At 67.7% G+C, this 21,247-nt stretch carries 16 protein-coding genes; 7 read left to right on the forward strand and 9 right to left on the reverse strand.

What is annotated here, in order from left to right; genetic code table 11:
* From J8I82_RS32800 to J8I82_RS32810, 3 genes are all read right to left on the reverse strand, one after another.
* Positions 1 to 3,017: efflux RND transporter permease subunit (locus tag J8I82_RS32800; protein ID WP_209763806.1), on the reverse strand; the 3,017-nt coding region annotated here is incomplete at its 3' end.
* Between the two features lie 129 nt (positions 3,018 to 3,146).
* Complete coding sequence (locus J8I82_RS32805) at positions 3,147 to 4,391, reverse strand: efflux RND transporter periplasmic adaptor subunit (RefSeq protein WP_209763807.1); 1,245 nt, start codon at positions 4,389 to 4,391, stop codon at positions 3,147 to 3,149.
* Between the two features lie 183 nt (positions 4,392 to 4,574).
* A complete protein-coding gene (locus J8I82_RS32810) occupies positions 4,575 to 5,525 on the reverse strand; it encodes an alpha/beta hydrolase (RefSeq protein ID WP_209763808.1) in 951 nt (316 codons plus the stop codon).
* Positions 5,526 to 5,911: 386 nt separating this feature from the next.
* Between J8I82_RS32810 and J8I82_RS32815 the strand changes: the two genes are divergently transcribed.
* The 3 genes from J8I82_RS32815 (at position 5,912) to J8I82_RS32825 (ending at position 9,345) form a co-directional block, all read left to right on the forward strand.
* Positions 5,912 to 6,847, forward strand: a complete 936-nt coding sequence (locus J8I82_RS32815) for a LysR family transcriptional regulator (RefSeq protein WP_209763809.1) — start codon at positions 5,912 to 5,914, stop codon at positions 6,845 to 6,847.
* 130 nt (positions 6,848 to 6,977) lie between these two features.
* Positions 6,978 to 7,577, forward strand: coding sequence for a superoxide dismutase family protein (locus J8I82_RS32820; protein ID WP_209763811.1), 600 nt, complete (start codon positions 6,978 to 6,980; stop codon positions 7,575 to 7,577).
* Positions 7,578 to 7,767: 190 nt separating this feature from the next.
* Positions 7,768 to 9,345, forward strand: a complete 1,578-nt coding sequence (locus J8I82_RS32825; protein ID WP_209763813.1) for a phospholipase D family protein — start codon at positions 7,768 to 7,770, stop codon at positions 9,343 to 9,345.
* Between the two features lie 9 nt (positions 9,346 to 9,354).
* On the opposite strand, the gene J8I82_RS32830 is transcribed toward J8I82_RS32825, so the two are convergent.
* Together J8I82_RS32830 and J8I82_RS32835 are read right to left on the reverse strand one after the other, a co-directional pair.
* Entirely contained in the window at positions 9,355 to 9,618 is a 264-nt protein-coding gene (locus J8I82_RS32830) for a hypothetical protein (RefSeq protein ID WP_209763814.1), read from the reverse strand.
* Between the two features lie 204 nt (positions 9,619 to 9,822).
* Positions 9,823 to 11,079 carry a M20/M25/M40 family metallo-hydrolase gene (locus J8I82_RS32835; RefSeq protein WP_209763815.1) on the reverse strand — a complete coding sequence of 419 codons (1,257 nt, stop codon included), beginning with the start codon at positions 11,077 to 11,079 and terminating at the stop codon, positions 9,823 to 9,825.
* Positions 11,080 to 11,279: 200 nt separating this feature from the next.
* Here J8I82_RS32835 and J8I82_RS32840 point away from each other — a divergent pair, with 200 nt between their 5' ends.
* The gene (locus tag J8I82_RS32840; protein WP_431831602.1) at positions 11,280 to 12,380 is read left to right on the forward strand and encodes a helix-turn-helix domain-containing protein; all 1,101 of its coding nucleotides are present in this window, start codon (positions 11,280 to 11,282) and stop codon (positions 12,378 to 12,380) included.
* A 12-nt stretch (positions 12,381 to 12,392) separates the two neighbouring features.
* On the opposite strand, the gene J8I82_RS32845 is transcribed toward J8I82_RS32840, so the two are convergent.
* Together J8I82_RS32845 and J8I82_RS32850 are read right to left on the reverse strand one after the other, a co-directional pair.
* Positions 12,393 to 13,124 carry a BON domain-containing protein gene (locus tag J8I82_RS32845; RefSeq protein WP_209763817.1) on the reverse strand — a complete coding sequence of 244 codons (732 nt, stop codon included), beginning with the start codon at positions 13,122 to 13,124 and terminating at the stop codon, positions 12,393 to 12,395.
* Positions 13,125 to 13,271: 147 nt separating this feature from the next.
* The gene (locus J8I82_RS32850; RefSeq protein ID WP_209763818.1) at positions 13,272 to 14,930 is read right to left on the reverse strand and encodes an AMP-binding protein; all 1,659 of its coding nucleotides are present in this window, start codon (positions 14,928 to 14,930) and stop codon (positions 13,272 to 13,274) included.
* Positions 14,931 to 15,218: 288 nt separating this feature from the next.
* On the opposite strand from J8I82_RS32850, the gene J8I82_RS32855 reads away from it, so the two are divergent.
* From J8I82_RS32855 to J8I82_RS32865, 3 genes are all read left to right on the forward strand, one after another.
* On the forward strand, positions 15,219 to 15,893 hold the full coding sequence (locus J8I82_RS32855; protein ID WP_209763819.1) for an SOS response-associated peptidase: 675 nt from the start codon (positions 15,219 to 15,221) through the stop codon (positions 15,891 to 15,893).
* A gap of 526 nt (positions 15,894 to 16,419) precedes the next feature.
* A complete protein-coding gene (locus J8I82_RS32860) occupies positions 16,420 to 17,505 on the forward strand; it encodes a calcium:cation antiporter (RefSeq protein WP_209763820.1) in 1,086 nt (361 codons plus the stop codon).
* A 134-nt stretch (positions 17,506 to 17,639) separates the two neighbouring features.
* Complete coding sequence (locus tag J8I82_RS32865) at positions 17,640 to 18,161, forward strand: DsbA family protein (RefSeq protein WP_209763822.1); 522 nt, start codon at positions 17,640 to 17,642, stop codon at positions 18,159 to 18,161.
* A gap of 8 nt (positions 18,162 to 18,169) precedes the next feature.
* Here J8I82_RS32865 and J8I82_RS32870 read toward each other — a convergent pair whose 3' ends face one another.
* Positions 18,170 to 20,374, reverse strand: a complete 2,205-nt coding sequence (locus J8I82_RS32870) for a TonB-dependent siderophore receptor (RefSeq protein WP_209763824.1) — start codon at positions 20,372 to 20,374, stop codon at positions 18,170 to 18,172.
* 211 nt (positions 20,375 to 20,585) lie between these two features.
* Positions 20,586 to 21,134, reverse strand: coding sequence for a TetR/AcrR family transcriptional regulator (locus J8I82_RS32875; protein WP_209763826.1), 549 nt, complete (start codon positions 21,132 to 21,134; stop codon positions 20,586 to 20,588).
* Positions 21,135 to 21,247: the final 113 nt, after the last annotated feature.

Here is a 21,247-nt window from a genome sequence, read left to right on the forward strand (position 1 = left end):
ATCTCCGAGCCGGCACCGCTGGACACCACCAGCGGCACCACGCCCATGATGAACGCGAACGACGTCATCAGGATCGGGCGCAGGCGCAGGCGGCTGGCTTCGATCGCCGCCTGCACCACGCTGCGGCCGTGATGCTCAAGCTCGCGCGCAAACTCGACGATCAGGATCGCGTTCTTGGCCGATAGCCCCACCAGCACGATGAAGCCGATCTGCGTGAAGATGTTGTTGTCGCCCTGCGTCAGCCATACGCCCGTCATGGCGGCCAGCAGGCTCATTGGCACGATCAGGATCACCGCCAGCGGCAGCGTCAGGCTTTCGTACTGGGCAGCCAGCACCAGGAACACCAGCAGCACGCACAGCGGGAAGATCCACACACCCGCATTGCCGGCCAGGATGTCCTGGTAGGTCAGCTCGGTCCACTCGAACTTCATGCCCTTCGGCAGTGTTTCGGCGGCGATGCGCTCGGCGGCGGCCTGCGCCTGGCCCGACGAGAACCCGGGCGCGGGCCCGCCGTTCATGTCGGCAGCCGTGAAGCCGTTGTAGCGCACCACGCTGTCCGGGCCGAAGCCCTGCTTCACCTGCACCAGCGACGACAGCGGCACCATGTCGCCAGCGGCATTGCGCGTCTTCAGCTGCAGGATGTCCTCGGCATGGGCGCGGAACGGCGCATCCGCCTGCACCTTGACCTGGTAGGTCCGGCCGAACTTGTTGAAGTCGTTGACGTACGCCGAGCCCAGGTAGGTCTGCAGCGTGTCGAACACTTCCGTCACCGGCACGCCCAGCTGCTTGGCCTTGACGCGGTCCAGCTTGACGTCGAGCTGCGGCACGTTGACCTGGTAGTTGCTGAAGATGCCGGTCAGCTCGGGCGTGGCGCGCGCCTTGGTGGCGAACGCATTGGTCGCCTCGAACAGCGCGTCATAGCCCAGCGCGGCACGGTCCTCGATCATCAGCTTGAAACCGCCGATGGTGCCGAGGCCCTGCACGGGCGGCGGCGGAAACACCGCGATAAACGCATCCTGGATCGCCCCATACTTCTTGTTGAGATCGGCGGCAATGGCCGCGCCAGACAGCTCCGCGCTCTTGCGCTCTTCAAACGGCTTTAGCGTCGCGAACACGATGCCGGCGCTCGGGCTGTTGGTGAAGCCGTTGATCGACAGGCCCGGGAAGGCAACGGCCGATTCCACGCCCGGATGCTTCAGCGCGATCTCGCTCATCTTGCGGATCACGTCCTCGGTACGGTCCAGCGTGGCGCCATCGGGCAGCTTGGCGAAGCTGACCAGGTACTGCTTGTCCTGCGCCGGCACGAAGCCCTTGGGCACCAGCTGGAACACGCCCCAGGTCAGCGCCAGCATCACCGCATAGACGCCGAACACCGAACCCTTGCGACGGATCACGCCCTTCACGCCACGGCCATAGCTTTCCGCGCTGCGGCCGAAGAAGTTGTTGAAGCGCTTGAAGAAGCCGCCGAACACGCGGTCCATGCCGCGCGACAGCCAGTCCTTCGGCGCGTCATGGCTCTTCAGCAGCAGGGCCGACAGCGCCGGCGACAGCGTCAGCGAGTTGAACGCGGAGATGATGGTCGAGATGGAGATCGTCAGCGCGAACTGCTTGTAGAACTGCCCGGTCAGGCCGGTCATGAAGGCCAGCGGCACGAACACAGCGATCAGTGTCAGCGCGATGGCGATGATGGGGCCGCTGACTTCGCGCATGGCCTTGTAGGTGGCTTCCTTCGGCGTCAGCCCTTCCTCGATATTGCGCTCGACGTTCTCCACCACCACGATCGCATCGTCAACCACGATACCGATCGCCAGCACCAGTCCGAACAGCGACAGCGCGTTGATCGAGAAGCCGAACGCATGCATCAGCCCGAAGGTACCGACGATCGACACCGGCACCGCCAGCAGCGGAATGATCGACGCGCGCCAGGTCTGCAGGAACAGGATCACCACCAGCACCACCAGCGCGATGGCCTCGAACAGCGTATGCGTCACCGCCTCGATCGAGTGGCGCACGAACTGCGTGGGGTCGTAGACGATGCTGTAGTCGATGCCGTCCGGGAAGTTCTGCTTCAGCTCTTCCATGGTCTTGCGCACGTCATCCGAGATCTGGATGGCGTTGGAGCCCGGCGCCTGGAAGATGGGGATGGCAACCGCCGGCTTGTTGTCCAGCAGCGAGCGCAGCGCGTACTCGGATGCGCCCAGCTCGATGCGGGCAACGTCCTTCAGGTAGGTCACGGCGCCGTCGGCGGAGGTGCGCACGACGATGTCGCCGAACTCCTCCACCGTGCCCAGGCGGCCCTGCGCATTGACCGACAGCTGCAGGTCGGCGCCCGGCAGCGACGGCGACTGGCCGATCACGCCGGCCGCCACCTGCACGTTCTGCTCGCGGATGGCCTTGATCACGTCGCTGGTGGCGAGCTGGCGCTCGGCCATCTTCTCGGGGTTGAGCCACACGCGCATGGCGTAGTCGCCCGAGCCGAACAGCTGCACCTGGCCCACGCCCTGGATCCGCGCCAGGCGGTCCTTGACGTTGATCACCGCGTAGTTGCGCAGGTACGTCATGTCATAGCGGTCGTTGGGCGAGACCAGGTGGACCACCATGGTCAGGTCCGGCGAGCTCTTGACCGTGGTAATGCCCAGCCGGCGCACGTCTTCCGGCAGGCGCGGCTCGGCCTGCGACACGCGGTTCTGCACCAGCTGCTGCGCCTTGTCGGGGTCGGTGCCCAGCTTGAAGGTCACGGTCAGCGTGAGCAGGCCGTCGCTGTTGGACTGCGACGACATGTACAGCATGTCCTCGACGCCGTTGATCTGCTCTTCCAGCGGCGAAGCCACGGTTTCGGCAATCACCTTGGGGTTGGCGCCCGGATACTGCGCGCGCACCACCACCGAAGGCGGCACCACTTCCGGGTACTCCGAGATCGGCAACTTGAACATCGAGATGGCGCCAATCAGGAAGATCAGCACCGACAGCACCCCCGCGAAGATGGGGCGGTCGATAAAGAATTTAGAGAGATTCATGTTGGTCTCTGCCTGCATTGGCCTGCATTGGCCTGCGTTGGCGTAGCACGCCCCCTGGCGGCCCGCCGTGGCGGGCGCCATCCACATCTACGGGGAAGTGCTAGCGTTTTTCTGCTGTCGGTGGGCTGATCAGCTCACCGGCTTGCCTTCGTTGCCGTCACCCTTGCCGCTGGCGGCCTGCTTGCGGTCAGGCGCTGCCTGGCGCGGCTCAAGCTCGCTGCGGTAAGCCATGGCCACGGCCTTGGGCTGCACCGTGTCGCCCGGCCGCACGCGCTGCAGCCCGTTGACGACAATGCTCTCGCCCGGCTTCAGCCCCTTGCGGATCACACGCAGGCCTTCATAGTTGGGCCCGAGCTCGACTTCGCGGTAGACCAGCTTGTTGGCCTTGTCGACCACCAGCACGAACTTCTTGCCCTGGTCGGTGCCGACGGCACGGTCGTTGACCAGCACCGCCGCATGCGGCGCGCCGCCGCCCATCTTGACCTTGGCGTACAGGCCCGGCAGCAGGCGCCCGTCGTCGTTGTCGAACACCGCGCGCACGCGGATGGTGCCGCTGCGCGTATCGAGCCGGTTGTCGACCGACTGGATCTTGCCCTGGTGCGGATGGCCGTCTTCGTTGGCCAGGCCGAGGTAGACCGGCAGGTTAGCCTGCCCGCCGCCCGCGCCGGGAGCGGTGTAGCGCAGGTAGCTCTGCTCGTCGATCTCAAAGCTCGCGTAGATCGGCGACACCGACACCACCGTGGTCAGCGGCGGCGTCGCCACGCCCGGGGCCACGAGGTTGCCCACCGTGATCTCGGCGCGCGAAACGCGGCCAGACACTGGCGCGGTGATGCGGGTATAGGCCAGGTTCAGGCGCGCGGTTTCCAGCTGCGCTTGCGCGGCGCGCACGTTGGCGCTGGTTTCGCGCGCGGCGTGGATGCGTTCGTCGAACTCGCGGCGCGAAATGGCGTTGTCGTCCAGCAGCCGCTGTGCGCGTTCGCCCTCGGTTTTCGCATGCGCCGCGCGAACTTGCGCGGCGGCCAGCGCGGCCTCGGCGCGTGCGACTTCCGCGGCGTAGGGGCGCGGGTCGATGGTGAAGAGCGGATCGCCCTTCTTCACCAGCGCGCCCTCGCGGAAATGGACCGCATCGATGGTGCCGCCCACGCGCGGGCGGATCTCCACGCGGTCTACCGCCTCCAGGCGGCCGGAAAACTCGTCCCACTCGGTGATGGTCTGGCCCACCGCGGCGGCCACTTCGATCGACGGGGCCGGCGGCGGGGTGTTGGCATGGGCCTCGCCGCTGTGCCACGGGCGCAGGACCGAACCGGCCACGCCGGCACCGAGCACCACGACGATGGCAAGAGCAATCAGGGTACGTCGCTTCTGCTGCTGCATTTCTCAAACTCCTGTTCGGGTTTTCTTCAACCGGAAAAGCAAATGGCCGAACGCCGCCTGCCGGTTCGCGCAGGGCGGATCGGAACCGATTCAGATTGGATGGTCGGACTTAGGGCCGCCCATGCAAACCGGCGGACCTGGCTCTGGCCGATACAGAGCCGGCTGGCGATTGGCTGGAGCGGCTCAGCCGGCGGGCTTGGCTCCAGGCCGGCTGGCGCTCGCGCCAGCCGGGCGTTCGGTCAGGGGTGAGGTATCGTCGGCCGCAGCCAGACATCGCTGCAGGAACCGCGCACCTTCGTCGACCCATGCCTGACACGCGTCATGGGTCTCTTCCACGCCGTCGCCACAGGCGCCGGGCATGATCATGGCCTGGGCCGGCACACCGGCCTTGCCCAGGCGCTGCGCGAAGGCTTCGCCTTCGGCGCGCAGCGTATCCTGTTCCGCGACCTGGACCAGCGTGGGCGGCAGCCCGGCCAGGCGCGAGGCCATCGCCGGCGCGGCATAGGGATGCACGCTGTCCGCCGGCGTCGGCAAGTAATCGCGATAGTTGCAGGCCATGCGCCGCAACGTTTCCATCAGCACCTGCCCGCTGCCGAAGCCCGCGCACGACGCGTGCTGCAGGCACGGGTCGGTCACCGGCCGGATCAGCCACTGGCCGCGCGGCTGCGCGGTGCCGCGGTCGCGCAGCATCTGCGCCAGCGCGATCGCCAGGTTGCCGCCGGCTTCCTCGCCCACCAGTGCGAAGCGGGTCTTGTCCAGCTTCAGGCGCCGGGCATTGCGCAGCACCCATTGCACCGTGCTGTGCGCGTCTTCGGGCGCGGCCGGGAACGGGTTTTCGGGCGCCAGCGAATAGGCCGGCGTCACCACCACGGCCGGCACTGCCGTGGCCAGGTCCTGCACCAGCTTGCGTGCATGCTCCAGGCCGCCATCGACAAAGCCGCCGGCATGCAGGTACACCAGCCAGGGCAGCCACGTGGCCGCCTCGGCGCCTGGCGCGGGATAGCCCGGCGGGTAGCACACGCACACCGCGATCTCGCGGCCGTCGCTCGTTACCGTATGCTCGGCCACGCGCGGCTCGCCCTGGCCGGTGGCGGCGGGAGCGGCATTCTGGCGTTGGCCTGGCTTGTTTGGCATGGCGTCCGGCGCACGGGAAAAACAATGCGCTTGAGTGTTGCGATGCAACGGATTATGGTGATTGACGAGGATGGGATAAAGCGAGAGAACGCCAATGCACTGTTCCGGGATTGGAATAATCGAACTGCTGACGACGACCGAAACCCCACGCGTGACAAGGTCATCGGAAATGTGATTCACTCCAGCTCCTGGCACGCACGGCGCGATTCGCAACTTTGCCCTCGTTGCGGGCGCTGCACGCCCTGACAAACCCACGCCGGCCCGCGCCCCCGCGCATCCGGCGCCAGCCAGCCGGCAGCAACTCCCCCAATAACAACAGCCAGCCACGCCGTGCGCGTCACGAGCGCGCGCGGCACGCCGTTCGGATCTCTCGTCGGAACCTCATCATGGACCGTCTCGTATCAATGCAGGCATTCACACGGGTCGTGGACGTCGGCAGCTTTGCGCGCGCCGCCGAATCGCTGGACCTGCCCAAGGCCACGCTGACCCGCCTGATCCAGAACCTGGAGACGCACCTCGGCGTCAAGCTGCTGCACCGGACCACGCGCCGCATCAGCGTGACCAACGATGGCGCGGCCTACTACGAACGCTGCGTGCGCATCCTCGCGGACGTGGAAGAAGCCGAGCAGTCGCTGACGCGGCAGAACAATTTGCCGCGCGGCACATTGTCGGTCGACACCACCGCGCCGCTGGCCAACCTGGTCCTCGTGCCCGCATTGAATGACTTCCTGCAGGCCTACCCCGACCTGAAGCTGGAACTGACCATCAACGGCAAGCCCATCGATCTGCTGCAGGAAGGCGTCGACGTGGTGTTGCGCGTGGGGATCCCGCTGGATGAATCGATGGTGGCCCGCCGCATCGGCCACGTAAAGCTGGCGTTCTACGCCTCGCCGATCTACCTGAACCGCGCCGGCACGCCGCGCGACCTGGCCGAGCTGGCGCAGCACAAGGCGGTGAACTACCTGTCGAACCGCAACGGGCGCGAGATGCCGTGGCCCATGGCGCGCGGCCCGGAGCGCGGCGAGGTGCTGCTGCCCTCTGCGATCTCGACCAACGATCCCGAGGTCTACGTGGGCTGCACGCTGGAAGGCCATGGCATCGCCCGCATCTCGCGCGCCATGGCCGAGCCTTACGTGGCCAGCGGCAGGCTGGTCGAGATCATGGCCGACTGGCAGACCGACGAACTGCCGATCTCGGCGATGTATCCGCAGAACCGGCACCTTTCGGCCAAGGTGCGGGTGTTCGTCAACTGGGCGGCGGACCTGTTCTCGCGCCACCCGCATTTTGGTGCGGTACAGCAGCCCCTGGCGGTGGCGGCCTGACCTGCGCGCTGGCGCAAGCTGCAAGCGCCGGACCACCCGAAACGTGCCGCATAGGACAAAACCGGAAGCCGCGAGCGCGTTGCCCGACCTATACTGTTTCATCCGAAATCACGACGAGAAGAGGATTCCGATGAAACAAGTGCTTATCCCCCTGGCCGCCTGCGTTGCCGCCACCGTGGTGCTGGCCGGCTGCTCCGGTTCCGGCAAGAGCGCCTCGGCCTCATCCAGCGCTACCGGCGCCAGTGCCAGCGCTTCGGCCGCATCGTCGTCGGCCACGAGCGGTGCCCGCGCCGCGGCCGCGCTGCAGCCCAAGAGCGGCACCAACACCGCCGGCACCGTGACATTCCAGCAGCAGCCGGGCGGCGTGCTGATGACCGCCGCGATCACCGGACTGCCACCGAATACCGTCCACGGCTTCCACGTGCATGAAAAAGGCGACTGTTCCGCGCCCGACGCGATGAGTGCCGGCGGCCATTTCAATCCGGGTGGCAAGCCGCACGGCCAGATGACCACGCCAGATCACCACGCCGGCGACATGAACAACATCACCGCCGACTCCAGCGGCAATGCCAGGGTCAGCATGCTGCTGCCGTCTCTGTCGGTGGGTACCGGAGCCAACAGCGTGATCGGGCGCGCAGTGGTTGTGCACAAGGATCCTGACGACTACAAGACACAGCCGACCGGCAATGCGGGCGGGCGCATTGCATGTGGAGTGGTGGCGGCTTCGTAAGCCGCAAGCGTTTCGCCCCTGCTGGTGTCTCCTCTTCCTCTCCCGTTCGCGGGAGAGGGTCGGAATGTCATTGAAGTCCGCGCGCCGGCATGGCAACGGCGCGGATAAACCAGGCGCCGCCCCGGCATGGCAACATGGTGGACATTGCCGCCACGCGCAGCCTCGCCCGCGGGACGCGCCGATTATCGCCATGCCATTGCCCACAGACGCTGCGTTCGTGCCCCACCACCGCCTGCACGCCAGTTCGCTGGTGCTGTGCTGCGCCGCCCTGCTGGGCGGCTGTGCGCTGCCGCCGCTGGACCACCGCACCGAATCCACCGCCATCACACCCGCCGAGGCCGCAGCCACGCCGCTGGGCCGCGCGGTCGCGGCCGCGCTGGCCGGCCACCCCGGACTCAGCGGCATCCACCCGCTGAACAACGCTCACGCCGCCTTCGCCGCGCGCATACACCTGGCGCGCACCGCGCAGCGCACGCTCGACGTGCAGTACTACATCTGGCGCAACGACCTGACCGGCACGCTGCTGCTGGAAGCGCTGCACGAGGCCGCCGACCGAGGCGTGCGCGTGCGCCTGCTGCTCGATGACAACGGCCTGTCCGGCATGGACGAGCTGCTCGCGGCCATGGACGCGCATCCGCAGGTCGAAGTGCGGATCTTCAACCCCTTCGTGCTGCGCCGGCCCAAGGCGCTCAATTTCCTGACCGATTTCCGGCGCCTGAACCGGCGCATGCACAACAAGTCGTTCACCGCCGACGGCGTTGCCACGATCATCGGCGGACGCAATGTCGGCGACGAATACTTCGGGGCCACGGACGGCGTGCTGTTCGCCGATCTGGACGTGATTGCGATCGGCCCCGCCGCCGCCGACGTGGCGCACGACTTCGACCGCTACTGGGCCAGCGCTTCGGCATACCCGGTGGACCGGCTGGTGCCGCCGGTCAGCGTGGAGCGCCTGCACGAGCTGGCCGGCAGCGCCCGCGCTGTCGAGCAGAACCCGGCCGCTACCGCCTACGTGGCGGCGCTGCGCGAGGTGCCCGACGTGCAGCATATGCTGGACGGCACGCTGGAGTTCGAGTGGGCCAGGACGCGCATCGTCAGCGACGATCCCGCCAAGGCCCTTGGCGAGGCGGGGCGCGACACGCTGGTCGCGCACCAGCTGCGCGAGATTCTGGGCGAGCCCCAGCGCGAGCTGGACCTGGTCTCGCCCTACTTCGTCCCGTCCACCGCCGGCACCGCCTACTTCTCGCAGCTGGCCGAAAAGGGCGTTGCCGTGCGCGTGCTGACCAACGCGCTGGAGGCAACCGACGTCGCCGCCGTCCATTCGGGCTATGCCAGGCGCCGCAAGGCGCTGCTGGAGGCAGGCGTGGACCTGTACGAGCTGCGGCGGTCGGCGGCACCGGGCAAGAAAGAGGACCGCGCCGGACCGTTCGGCAGTTCCGGCTCAAGCCTCCATGCCAAGACCTTTGGCGTCGATGCCAGCCGCGTGTTCGTCGGCTCGTTCAATTTCGACCCGCGCTCGGCCCACCTCAATACGGAGCTGGGCTTCGTGATCGACAGCCCGACACTGGCCGGACGCATCGAATCGACCTTCGCCACGGTGGTGCCGGAAGTGGCCTACCAGGTCAAGCTAGACGAGCAAGGCAAGCTGTACTGGCTGGAGCGGCGCGGCGACGAGGTAGTACGCTACGACACCGAACCCAACACCAGCTGGTGGCGCCGGCTCGGCATCTGGTTCCTGTCGATCCTGCCGATCGAGTCGATGCTGTAGCCGCGCCGTTCAGATCTGGTCGATCAGGCTGCGCACGACGTCGGCCAGGCGGCCGGCGCGCTGGCGGCCATTGGCGTCAAGGTCCATGGCAGAGCCGCTGGCGAGGGCCTTGAGGCCGAACAGGGCATCGCCGACATCGCGCCAGCCCGGGTAATCGGCATGGATCTTCTCCAGCGCGGCGGCGCCTGCCGCGACTTGCGCGGCAGCCGGCACATTGCCGGCCGCCAGGGCTTCCAATGCCGAGGCGGCATCGACCAGGCCTTTGCGGTTCATGCTGCGGTCTCCCCACTATGTCTTGTCATGGCCGCCACTTTGCATGGCGGCCATGACACTGTAGCAGGATGCCGGGGCATGTGGCCGCCAGCCGCGCATGACCCAGGTGTCCGGAACAGACTAGAAGCGCCACATCGGCGCCCGCGGGTGTCATGCTCCGCACACTGGCGCAGGCCTTGGTCGCGCCCGCTCAGTTGCGCCCACTCAGTTGCGCCCGATATCCTCCAGGATCCGCGTCATCAGGTACAGCCGCGGCACGATCGAATCCAGCTCGATGTACTCGTCGCGGGCGTGGTAGCCGAATCCCGCCAGGCCGAAGCTCTCCACCACCGCCGGCTTGCCCGAGCGCGCTGCATAGCTGGCGTCGGTGGCACCGCCGGTGCCTTCGGCCAGCGCCAGCGTGCGGCCGTCCAGCTCGGCGTAGATCTCCTGCGCGCGCCTGGCCAGCGCGCGGCCGCGCGCGTCGGCCACGAACGGCGGGCGGCCTTCTTCCATCGTCACCGTGGTCTGGGTGTCGGGCACCAGCTGGCCCGACCTGACCTTGTCCTGCAGCGCGACCTTCAGCTTGTCGGCGGCGCCGCTGGCAGTGGTGCGCACGTCGCCGTAGGCCACCGCGCTTTCGGGGATCTGGTTGCGCACGGTGCCGGCCTGCGCCTGCGTCCAGTTCAGCTGCGAACCCGGCACCTGCGTGGCGACGTCGCGGGTCTGCTGCAGCTGGTAGGCCAGCTCGACCAGCGCATTGCGGCCGCGCTCGGGCGCGGCGCCGGCATGCGAGGCGCGGCCCTTGACCTGCATGGTGGCGGTGGCGGTGCCGGAGGCGCCCAGCAGCAGCGATTCGGCCTTGACCACATCCTTGGCGGCGGTCGGCTCGCACGACAGCACCACGTCATGCTGGGCGGCCAGCGCGGCAATGGTTTCACCGGAGCCGACCGAACCCACTTCCTCGTCCGGGTTGAACAGCACGGTGATCTGCGCGTAGTCGCGCCAGCCCTTGTTCTTCAGGATCTCCAGCGAATGCAGGATGACCGCGATGCCGCCCTTGTCATCGGCAATGCCGGGGCCGTAGAGGCGGTTGCCCTCCTCGCGGATCGGCTGCGTCGCCAGCGTGTTTTCCGGATAGACCGTGTCCATGTGGGCGATCAGCATGATGCGGCGCTTGCCGTTGCCAGCAAACGTGCCCTTGACCATGGTGCCCGGGCCCTTGGTGACCGGTACGCGCTCCACCGTGGCGCCCAGCGCCTGCAGCCGCTTCTCGGTGTAGCTGGCCATCCGGGCCAGGCCCTGTACGTTGGCACTGCCTGATTCGATCGACACCATTTCCTTGAGCGACTGCACCACCGCCGGCTGGGCGGTGCGGGCAGCGGCCAGCAGCGCGGCATCGGGCTGGGCGGCAGCAACCAGTTGGCCGGCGCCGGCAAGTGCCAGGGCGGCGGCGGCAACGTGTCGAACGGAAAACGGCATGGAAGCTCCTCGGGTTGGTTTTGTTCGGGTCTTTTTGGAATCTTGCTGGGGGCCATGCCGTGTCGCAATGCCGGCGTCCACGGCACAACGGCAAGATGCTAGCCCTTGCCAGCAAGCATGTGGAGGATCAATATCGCCAATCACAATGCCGATCCCGCCACGCTGGCCCGCGATCGGACCCTGCACCAACCGCCCCCGATATGCGCGTCCCCGCTGATCCCCTGGTCCCCGACACTCCCACCGCGTCCGCAACACCTTTGCATGTCCGCCTGCTATGGCTGCCCCATGCGATGCCCGGCACCCTCTTCACTACGCTCGACGTGCTGCGCACCGTCGCCGGCGTGGCCAGCCTGCAGCGACCCGATGCCGCGCCGACGCTGAGCTGGCAGCTGTGCGGCGCCAATGGCCGCATGCTGTCGGCCGACCTGCCCGGCCTGGAAGCCTCCACGCGCCGCACCCGCGCGACGGGCAGCCGCTCGCTGCTGGTGATCCCGGCCCTGCTGGCCAGCAATGCGCACCAGCTTGGCGACATCGTCCGCCGCGATACCGCCGCGCTGCGCATGGTCGAGCGCCATGTGGCAGCGGGGGGCTGGCTTGCCGCGTGCTCGTCGGGGATGCTGTTGCCGCTGCAGCTCGGCCTGCTGGACGGCGCCCGTACCGGCGCGCCCTGGATGTACCAGAGCTGGATGACGCACCAGTTCCCGCGCACGGATCTCGGCGCGGACCAGGCCATGAGCGTGCACGGGCAAGTGTTCTCTTGCGTAGCGCCCGCGCTGCAGGTGGAATTCATGCTGCGCGTGCTGGGCCACCTGCACGACCCCGACCTGGCGCAGGCCGCCGCGCAGTTGATGCTCTACCAGCCCGAACGCCAGCGCAGCGTGCCGGCGCTGGTCTCGCAGCGCTGGCTCAGCCGCACGGCGGACAGCCCGGTCTACCGGGCTGTCCAGTGGCTGCAGGAACATGTGGCCGAGCCCTACCAGCTGGCAGCGGTGGCGCAGGCCGCGGCAGTCAGCGAGCGGACCCTGCTGCGGCATTTCCGGCAGGTTACCGGCATGACGCCGCTGGACTACCTGCACACGCTGCGCGTGGAGCGCGCGCGCATGCTGCTGGAGGTGACGCTGCACGGCACGCAGGCGATCGCCGAAGCCTGCGGCTACAGCGACGCGGCCGCGTTCCGGCGGCTGTTCCAGCGCATCACGGCGATGTCGATGTCGGACTATCGCGCCCGCTTCGCGCTGCGGGCGCGACGGCGCTACTGGCGCATGGAGGATGCGGTGGCCCGGCGCGGCATGCCGGGCTAGGCCGCCGCAAGATCAGGCGCGCAGCGAGATGTGGTTGACCACGTCCTCCACGCCTTGCACGTACCACGCGTCGCGCTCGACCTGTCGGCGCGTGTTCTCGCTGGCAACGCAGCCTTCCAGCGTGACGACGCGGTTTTCGGTATGCACGGTGACCTGGCTGGCGTCGACGAAGGGATCGGTCTCCAGCACCAGCATCAGCGCCTCGGTGATCTCATCGTCGCGGTCGGCTTCGGCGGGCGCCACCACCAGTTCGTTGACCACGCAGCGGCAACCGCGCGACCACCAGGCCAGCACGCCGGCCAGGCGCATGTGCGACAGGCTGATCACCTGGCCCCACAGCGTCACCACGCCGTCGTGCGCCTCGACCTCGATCCAGCCGCTGCGTTCGCCCACGGGCTCGCGCACGGTCTCGTGCTGGCCCTTGACGCGCGCGCAGATCCTGCAGCTACGGAACTCGATGGCATTGAGCAGGCGCTCGCATACCGCATCGCGCAGTTCGCCGTCGCCAACGGTAGCGCCGCCGTCTGTCACGCGCAGGTGGTCGATCACGCTGGTCACGCCGTCCACGCGCCGCAGCGCGGTGGCCGCGCGGGTCTTGTCGACGATATCGGCTACCTCGCCTTCCAGGATCAGCGCGCCGTCCGACAGCCGCAACTGGATAGTGGGATGGAGAACATGCCCCTGATAAGGCACATGCGCCAAGGCTGCGCGCGCCTGCGTCAGCACCGCTTCGCTAGTCTGCATTTTGATCGCCTCGCCCGAATGGTCTGGAGATGAAAAGACGTGCGCCCGGCCTGCGGGCGCGCCTGGCGCGGCGCCGCGGCCTCCATCACCGCCGGGGACCTGGCAACCGCTTCCTCATTATAGGAAGCGGACCAGGGGCGTCCGGGCTCAGGCCGGGCCCGCCTCGCGGGCGCGCGCCACTTCCTGGTTGCGCAGGATGAAGCGCTGGACCTTGCCGCTGGGGGTCTTGGGCAGCTCGGCCACGAACTCGATCTCGCGCGGATAGGAGTGGGCGGCCAGGCGCTTGCGCACATGCTGGCGCAGCGCCTCGGCCAGTTCGGGCGTGGCCGCGTGCTGCCGGTCGAGCACGACGAAGGCCTTGATCAGCTCGGTGCGCTCCGGGTCCGGCTTGCCGATCACCGCGGCCTCGACCACGGACGGATGCTCGATCAGCGCGCTTTCCACGTCGAACGGGCCGACGCGGTAGCCCGAGGTGGTAATGACGTCGTCGGCGCGGCCGATAAAGCTGATGCTGCCGTCGTCATTGAGTTCGGCGGAGTCGCCGGTCAGGTAGTAGTGGCCGGCAAACGCGCTGGTGGGCGTGCCGTGGTAGCCGCCGAACCAGCACATCGGGGAGCGTTCCAGGTCCAGCGCCAGCGTGCCGGGCTGCCCGGCGGGCAGTTCGCGCTGTTCGTCATCGACCACGACCACGCGGTGGCCCCGGCTGGCAAAACCGGCGGCGCCCATGCGCACCGGGTGCGACAGCGCGTGATGGTTGCACAGCACCATGCCGAGTTCCGTCTGGCCATAGTGGTCGTGGATCGGCGCATCCAGCTCGCTGGCAAACCAGCGGATCACTTCTGGATTCAGCGGCTCCCCGGCGCTGCTGACCGCGCGCAGCTGCCCGCGCAACTGCTCCGAGACGGCCTGCCCGGCGGCGATCAGCAGCCGGTACGCGGTGGGCGAGCCCGCCAGGTTGGTGATGCCGTACTTGCGGATCACGCGGCAGGTGCTTTCCACGGTGAACGGGCCATCGTAGAAGGTGGTGGCATGCCCCAGCGACAGCGGCCCGGTCACCGCGTAGTAGAGGCCGTAGGCCCAGCCCGGGTCGGCCAGGTTCCAGAATGCGTCTTCGTCGCGCAGGTCGACGGCGTCGCGCATGTAGCCGGCAAACGCGGCGATGGCCTTCAGCGGCACCAGCAGCGGCTTGGCCGGCCCGGTGGTGCCCGAAGTGAACATCATCAGGAAGGGATCGGCGCCGCCGCGCATGACCGGCTCGAAGCTGGCCGGCTGGCGCGCCAGCTCGGTCCAGAAGCTGAAATCGCCGGAGGCCACGTCCCCGCGCGCTTCGCTGGTGCCGGCCACGGTGACGACCGGCGGCGCGCCCTCCACCTCATCGAGCTTGGGACGGTTGACGGTATCCGTGACCACCACTTTCGCGCCCGAGCTGTTGAGCCGGTGCTCGATGGCCTTGGGACCGAACGCCGTGAACAACGGCTGGTACACCGCACCGGCACGCCAGGTACCGAGGATGGTCACGAGCAGCTCGGCCGTGCGCGGCAGCAGCCCCGCAACGCGATCGCCCGGCTGCACGCCCTGCGCCTTCAGGAAGCCGGCAAACTGCGCCGACAGCGCCTGCAGTTCGGCAAACGTCCAGCTGCGCGAGTTGCCGTCGCGGCCTTCCCAGTACAGCGCGATGCGGCCGGGCTCGGCATGGCGGTCGCAGCATTCCACGCAGGCATTGATCGCATCGAGGCTGCCGTGCAGTTGCCGGGCCACCGCCTCGTCATAGGAAAAGCCGTTGTAGGCCTGGGCGTAATCGCGCATGGTGTCTCCTGTATGTCAGGTATGTCCGGCTGCCTGCCACGGACGCCGCCCGGGACATGGTGCCTGTTATCGTCTGTGATCGTCGGTGCCGCGCGGCGCGACAGCCGCAGCAGTGTGCGGCAGTGCCGGGCCGGCGGGCAATAACCGAATCCGCCAGCGCACCTGACGGTTTTTGCCATGCCCAGGGGCAACGCGCAGTGCGCTTGACGCCATGCGGCCCGGCGCCGACGATACTACGAGGCGACAATATGGCGATCACGGCGGACATTTCGCCAGGGAGGTCAGCGCATGTGCACCAACTACGCCCCGGTCCAGCGCCAGATCCTGCGCGACATCTTCGGCGTGGAGCCGCCGCCGGGCGTCTTCAAGGCCGAAACCTATCCCGACTACCTGGCGCCGATCGTGCGCGCCACGGACGACGGTGTTCGGCATGCCGAGCTGGCTTCGTTCGGCATGGTGCCACGGCAGCGCATCCCGCCCGGTTCGCGCCGCTACGACACCACCAACGCACGCAGCGAAACCGTCGGCGAGCGCCCGGCGTTCGCCCGCTACTGGCGGCAGGGGCAACTGTGCCTGGTGCCGGCCACGGCCTTCTACGAGTACGCCTACCCCGAAGACGCGGTGCCGGGCGGGCCGCCCGGCAAGCCGGTGCGCTGGCGCGTCTGGCTGCCAGGCGAGCCTGCCTTCGGCATCGCCGGCCTGTGGCGCGGCTGGCCCGATGCGGCCCCGTCCTTCACCATGCTGACGGTGAACTCCGCGCAGCATCCGGTAATGGAGCGCTTCCACAAGCCCGGCGACGAGAAACGTTCAGTGGTCGTCCTCCCGCGCGAGCAATGGGACGACTGGCTTGCCTGCCGCGACCCCGAAGTCGCCCGCACCTTCCTGAAGCTGCTTCCCGCCGAGGCCATGCGTGCAGAACCGGCGCCCAAGATCACCGGCGCTCCGATCCCGGACGCCGACTGATTCGTGCCCAAGCCGGTGCAAGCCAGGGCAGGGCCGGCATCGAACGGCACGTGCCCTCCGTCAAGAGGGTGTCGGGCGATAAGAATGCTGCGCATACTGCCCCGCACACCGGCCACAAGAGCCGACATCCCCGGGGTCAATCCATGCAAAACGTTGTCGCCTTGTGCGCGTATTTTTTCGGGTGTCTGGTCGCACTACTAGTTGCCGCACGCTGGATCCTGCGTAACCATCCGGCGCTGCGCGAGCGGCCGCCCGCCCACTCGCCTTACGCCGCCAAGGACGATCCGCCAGGGTCCAACTGAACACCTTCCGGCCCGGCACCACTCTCCCAATGCCGTTGAATCCCTGTCAATTTCAGCGAATTTCTATCAAATAACGGGAACTCATAGCCTTCTCGTTTGCCATACCCCTGCTGCTAGAGTCATTAAAGTGGCGTTTGCGGCATATCTCCAAGCTATCATGCGTGCCTGCATTGGCACGCCCGTGCCGCCCGGCACGGCATAACGACAAGAAAGGACACACAGGGATGGCACTCACTTCCAACAAGCTGCCGGCATGGACCGTCGGCGCGCCGGTCGCTGCCGCGGCCACGCTTGCCCTCGCCTGGCTGGTGCCCGGCCAGGGCTGGCTGATCGCGCTGGTGGCCGTGGCGCTGGCCGGCGCAGTATTTGCCGCCGTGCACCACGCCGAGGTGGTCGCGCACAAGGTGGGCGAACCGTTTGGCACGCTAGTGCTGGCGATTGCCGTGACCGTGATCGAAGTGGCGCTGATCGTCTCAGTGATGTTGTCGTCAGGGCCGGAGAAAGCCGGCCTGGCGCGCGATACGGTGTTTGCCGCGGTCATGCTGATCTGCAACGGCATCGTGGGGCTGTGCCTGTTCGTCGGCGGCCTGCACCACCGCGAGCAGGCGTTCCAGGCGCCAGGCGCCAATGCCGCCATGGCGGTGCTGGCGGCGCTGCTGGTGCTGACGATGGTGCTGCCCAACTACACCAGCTCGTCGCCGGGGCCGGTGCTGACGCCGGCGCAGCTGGCGTTCTCGGGCGTGATGTCGCTGGTGCTGTACGGCTCGTTCGTATTCGTGCAGACCATCCGGCACCGCGATTATTTCCTGGCCGAAGGCAGTTCGGACGAGAACGAGCATGCGCCGCCGCCGCCCACGCGCGTGGCGCTGGCCAGCGGCGTGCTGCTGGTGGCTTGCCTGGTGCTGGTCGTGGGCCTGGCCAAGCTGCTGTCGCCGTCGGTCGAGGCGGCAGTGCTGAAGGCGGGTGCGCCGGCCGCGGTGGTAGGGATCGTGATTGCCGCCATGGTGCTGCTGCCCGAGGGGCTGGCGGCACTGCGCGCCGCGCGCGCGGACCGCATCCAGACCAGCCTGAACCTGGCACTCGGTTCGGCGCTGGCCAGCATCGGGCTGACCATCCCGACCGTGGCGGCGGTGTTTATCTGGATCGGCCAGCCGCTCGAACTGGGGCTGGGACCGAAGGACATGGTGCTGCTGTTGCTGACGCTGGTGGTGTCGTCGCTGACGCTGGGCATGGGCCGCACCACGATCCTGCAGGGCGTCGTGCACCTGGTGATCCTGGCTGCCTACCTGTTCCTGTCGATCGTGCCATAGCCGGTCCGCCCTCCGGAACCGCGGCGTGTAGCGGCTGGCTGCCGGGTCCTTGGCCTGGCGTCCGCGGCGTCTACACTGGAACCTCCCGACCGGAATCCGCGCATGCCTTGCCGCGCACGCACCGGAGAACGCCAATGCTGGAAGTCGCCGTCACCGCCGCCGACCATGCCGTCGGCCCCGATACCGCCAGGGTCACCGTCGTCGAATACGGCGACTTTGAATGCTCCTACTGCCGCATCGCCTACGGCGCCATGAAGATCCTGCTGGAGCACTATGGCCCGCAGGTGCGCTTTGTCTACCGGCACTACCCGATGGCCAACTGGCACCCGTCCGCCGAGCCGGCGGCCGAGTGCGCCGAGGCCGCCGCGGCGCAGGATCGCTTCTGGCAGATGTACCGCATGCTCTACGAGCACCCGCAGGGGTTGAAACCCGACGCCTTGCGCCATTACGCCGGCGTGGCCGGCCTGGATCTCGATCGCTACGACAAAGACATGTCCACGCACCGGCACCTGCCGCGCATCCGCGCCGACCAGCACGGCGGCACGCGCTGCCGGGTGCGGGGCACGCCGTCGTTCTTCGTCAACGGCACGGTGCAGGATGTGACCTTCGGCATGGAGCGGCTGCAGCGCGCCATCGATACCGCGCTGGCAGCCTAGAGGGTGCGTCAGAAGCGGTACGTCACGCTGCCGACCACGGTACGGCGCGCGCCGAAGTAGCAATCGCCGCGTGCCAGGCAGGTGGTCAGGAACTGCTTGTCGAACAGGTTGTTGGCGTTCAGCGCGACGCGCAGCGGACCGTGGTCGTAGGCAATCATGGCGTCGTACAGCGTGACCCCACCGACGCGGTTCTGGTCGGTGCCGTCGTAGCTCGGGCCGACATAGCGAACGCCGCCGCCGGCCACGAAGCCCGGCAGCCCGAACAGCTTGAAGAGGTAATTCGCCCACAGCGAAGCCATGTTCGACGGCGTGCTGGCCAGGCGCTTGCCGACCTCGGCGGCGCTGCCTTCGATCACGCGCGCATCCAGGTACGTATAGGTCGCGATCAGGTCCAGGCGATTGGTCAGCGAGGCCAATGCCTCGACCTCGATGCCGCGCGTGCGGGCTTCGCCCACCTGCACCTGGTCAGGAATGCCGTTGACCACGCCAGCCGTCTTCCGGTTCTTCTCGCGCATGTCGAATGCCGCAACCGTCAGCGAAGCATTCTTGCCCGGCGGCTGGTACTTGATCCCCGCCTCCCACTGCGAACCACGCAGCGGCTTGAAGGCCTGGTTGGAGCGGTTGAAGCCGGGCAGGCCCTGGAACGACTCGGTGTAGCTGACATACGGGTTCAGGCCGATGTCCGAGCGGTACATCAGGCCGGCGCGCTTGGTCAGTTCGTTGTCTTCGCGGCTGGCGGCAGGCGTGTTGTCCTGTGCCGCGCGCGACCAGTCATAGCGCAGGCCCAGCATCAGCAGCCACTTGTTCCACGACAGCTGGTCCTGGAGGTACACGCCGGTCTGGATCTGCTTGCTGGGGTTCAGGTCGCGCGTGCCAGGCAGCGTGAAATTACCGTAGACCGGGTTGAACACATCCAGCGGCGCAGCGGTGCCGCCCACGCCCGAGCGGCCGGTGATCTCGGCATGCTGGTAGTCCATGCCGGCCAGCAGCGTATGGTCGACCGGGCCCGTGCGGAAGTTGCCTTGTGCCTGCGTGTCGACCACGAGGGCATTCAGCGTCGGCTGGTTCAGGTAAACCGTGCGACGCATCAGCGTGCTGCTGCCGGGCACCCAGCCGTGCGTCGCGCCGGTGAAACCGGCGGCGTAGATGCTGCGGTAGTCCACGGTGCTGTGCGAGTAGCGCAGGTTCTGGCGGACGGTCAGCGCATCGTTGACCTTGTGCTGGAATTCGTAGCCTACCGAGGTCTGCTCGGCGTTGTAGCGGTCATAGCCCGGCTCGCTGATGAACAGGTGATCGGGAATCTGCCCGCCCGGGTTCGGATAGAGCGTGCCGCGCCACGGGAAAAAGCCGACCGAGGTCCCGCTTTCGTCGCGCTGGAAATTGGTCAGCAGCGTGAACGAGGTATCGGCATTGGGACGGTATGTCAGCGACGGCGCGATCAGGTAGCGGTTGTCGGGCACATAGTCCACCTGCGTGTCGCTGTCGCGCGCCAGCGCCACCAGCCGGTACATCCACTTGCCCTCGGCATCGAGCGGCCCGGTCAGGTCGGCCTGCACCTGCTTGCGGTTGTAGTTGCCGAACTGCACGCCGACCTCGCGCGCGGCCTCGGCCTGCGGACGCTTGCTGACCAGGTTCAGGATGCCGCCCACCGCGCCCTGCCCGAACAGCATCGACGACGGGCCGCGCAGCACGTCGATGCGCTCCAGCCCGTAAACGTCGGCGCGCACGTTGTTGTAGAAGCCGACCTGGTTGAGCAACCCGTCGCGGTACTGCGTGAAGTCCGTGCCGCGGAACTTGCCCCAGTCGCCGCGCGCGTCATTGCCGTACGGCCCGGCATAGACCCCGGCGGTATAGCCGATAGCCTGCTGGACCGACTGCGCACCCTGCGCTTCCATCCGGTCGCGCGTGATGACCGTGATCGACTGCGGCGTCTCCATCACCGGCGTATCGGTCTTGGTCGCGGTGGCGCTGCGCCTGGCAACGAAGCCGTGCACCTGGCCGGTTGCAGTTTCATCAGCGCCAGAGGCACGCACAGTCACGGCCGGCAGCTCGGCGGCCGCGCCGGAGGCGGCCTCGGGTGTGGCCGCCGACTGGGCAAACACGCCGCCGGCGTGCAGGCTAATGGCCAGGGTGGTCAGTGAAAGGCCGCGGGGAGGCGTCAGCCGGGAACGGGCAAGGCGCGGCTTGGCCCGGGAGATCGGATGATAGGACATCACTCAGGAACGGAAATGTAGCGTGCCGTGCGCCGGAAGCGGCGACGGATTGCCAGTGGAAATCTCTGATTACGAATACGAATGCGAACAATTCGTAATTACATTTGAATTGTAACCTGAATGTGTCAGTGGAGAGACATTTTCCGTTGATGCCGTAGTGCAATGGCGCACAATGGGACAGCTTTCTGTCGCTGCCTCGTGGCCAAGCTGCTCAGTCGCCCTGCAAGCGGCCCAGCAACCGCCTTCCGGCCTCGATCACCGCCGGGTCGCGGTGCATCTGGTAGCGCACGATCATGCCTTCAACGCACAGCATGGCTTCCTCCGCCACCTGCACTGGCTGGCTCAGCCCGAGCCGGGTGGCGATATCGGCAATGAACGCCGCCAGATCTTCCTTGTGTGCGGCAGCCTGTTCAGCCGCGCGGGCATCGCCGCCGGCCTCGGCGACCACGTTGATGAAGGCGCAGCCGCGGAAGTCCGCGGCGAACCAGTCGGCCAGTGCGTCGGCAATCACGTCCAGATGCGGGCGCGCGGCCAGGCGGGCCTCGACTGCGCCGCGGAACCAGGCCATCCACTCGTCATGGCGCCGCTCCAGGAAGGCCAGGATCAGCTCGTTCTTGGAAGCGAAATGCCGGTACAGCGACATCTTGGCGACGCCCGATTCCGCAATGATCCGGTCGATGCCGGTGGCGCGGTAACCCTCCTGGTAGAACAGGCGGGCGGCGGTATCGAGGATGCGGTCGCGGGCGGACGGATTGGCCATGGTGGCGCGGCGAAAGGCTGGTGAGGAAATGGGCAGGGCCGGCGGCGTTTCCTCGCCGCCGGCCCGTATGCGTCATACTATGACAGACAGACCTGTCTAGCAATCGCGGGCAA

Source organism: Cupriavidus consociatus (assembly GCF_017814975.1).
Lineage (GTDB): Bacteria > Pseudomonadota > Gammaproteobacteria > Burkholderiales > Burkholderiaceae > Cupriavidus > Cupriavidus consociatus.

Excerpts from the sequence above, each read along its gene's own strand:
- J8I82_RS32805 (WP_209763807.1), bottom strand. The coding sequence starts at position 4,391 with ATGCAGCAGCAGAAGCGACGTACCCTGATTGCTCTTGCCATCGTCGTG.
- J8I82_RS32810 (WP_209763808.1), bottom strand. The coding sequence starts at position 5,525 with ATGCCAAACAAGCCAGGCCAACGCCAGAATGCCGCTCCCGCCGCCACC.
- J8I82_RS32815 (WP_209763809.1), top strand. The coding sequence starts at position 5,912 with ATGGACCGTCTCGTATCAATGCAGGCATTCACACGGGTCGTGGACGTC.
- J8I82_RS32820 (WP_209763811.1), top strand. The coding sequence starts at position 6,978 with ATGAAACAAGTGCTTATCCCCCTGGCCGCCTGCGTTGCCGCCACCGTG.
- J8I82_RS32825 (WP_209763813.1), top strand. The coding sequence starts at position 7,768 with ATGCCATTGCCCACAGACGCTGCGTTCGTGCCCCACCACCGCCTGCAC.
- J8I82_RS32830 (WP_209763814.1), bottom strand. The coding sequence starts at position 9,618 with ATGAACCGCAAAGGCCTGGTCGATGCCGCCTCGGCATTGGAAGCCCTG.
- J8I82_RS32835 (WP_209763815.1), bottom strand. The coding sequence starts at position 11,079 with ATGCCGTTTTCCGTTCGACACGTTGCCGCCGCCGCCCTGGCACTTGCC.
- J8I82_RS32840 (WP_431831602.1), top strand. The coding sequence starts at position 11,280 with ATGCGCGTCCCCGCTGATCCCCTGGTCCCCGACACTCCCACCGCGTCC.
- J8I82_RS32845 (WP_209763817.1), bottom strand. The coding sequence starts at position 13,124 with ATGCAGACTAGCGAAGCGGTGCTGACGCAGGCGCGCGCAGCCTTGGCG.
- J8I82_RS32850 (WP_209763818.1), bottom strand. The coding sequence starts at position 14,930 with ATGCGCGATTACGCCCAGGCCTACAACGGCTTTTCCTATGACGAGGCG.
- J8I82_RS32855 (WP_209763819.1), top strand. The coding sequence starts at position 15,219 with ATGTGCACCAACTACGCCCCGGTCCAGCGCCAGATCCTGCGCGACATC.
- J8I82_RS32860 (WP_209763820.1), top strand. The coding sequence starts at position 16,420 with ATGGCACTCACTTCCAACAAGCTGCCGGCATGGACCGTCGGCGCGCCG.
- J8I82_RS32865 (WP_209763822.1), top strand. The coding sequence starts at position 17,640 with ATGCTGGAAGTCGCCGTCACCGCCGCCGACCATGCCGTCGGCCCCGAT.
- J8I82_RS32870 (WP_209763824.1), bottom strand. The coding sequence starts at position 20,374 with ATGTCCTATCATCCGATCTCCCGGGCCAAGCCGCGCCTTGCCCGTTCC.
- J8I82_RS32875 (WP_209763826.1), bottom strand. The coding sequence starts at position 21,134 with ATGGCCAATCCGTCCGCCCGCGACCGCATCCTCGATACCGCCGCCCGC.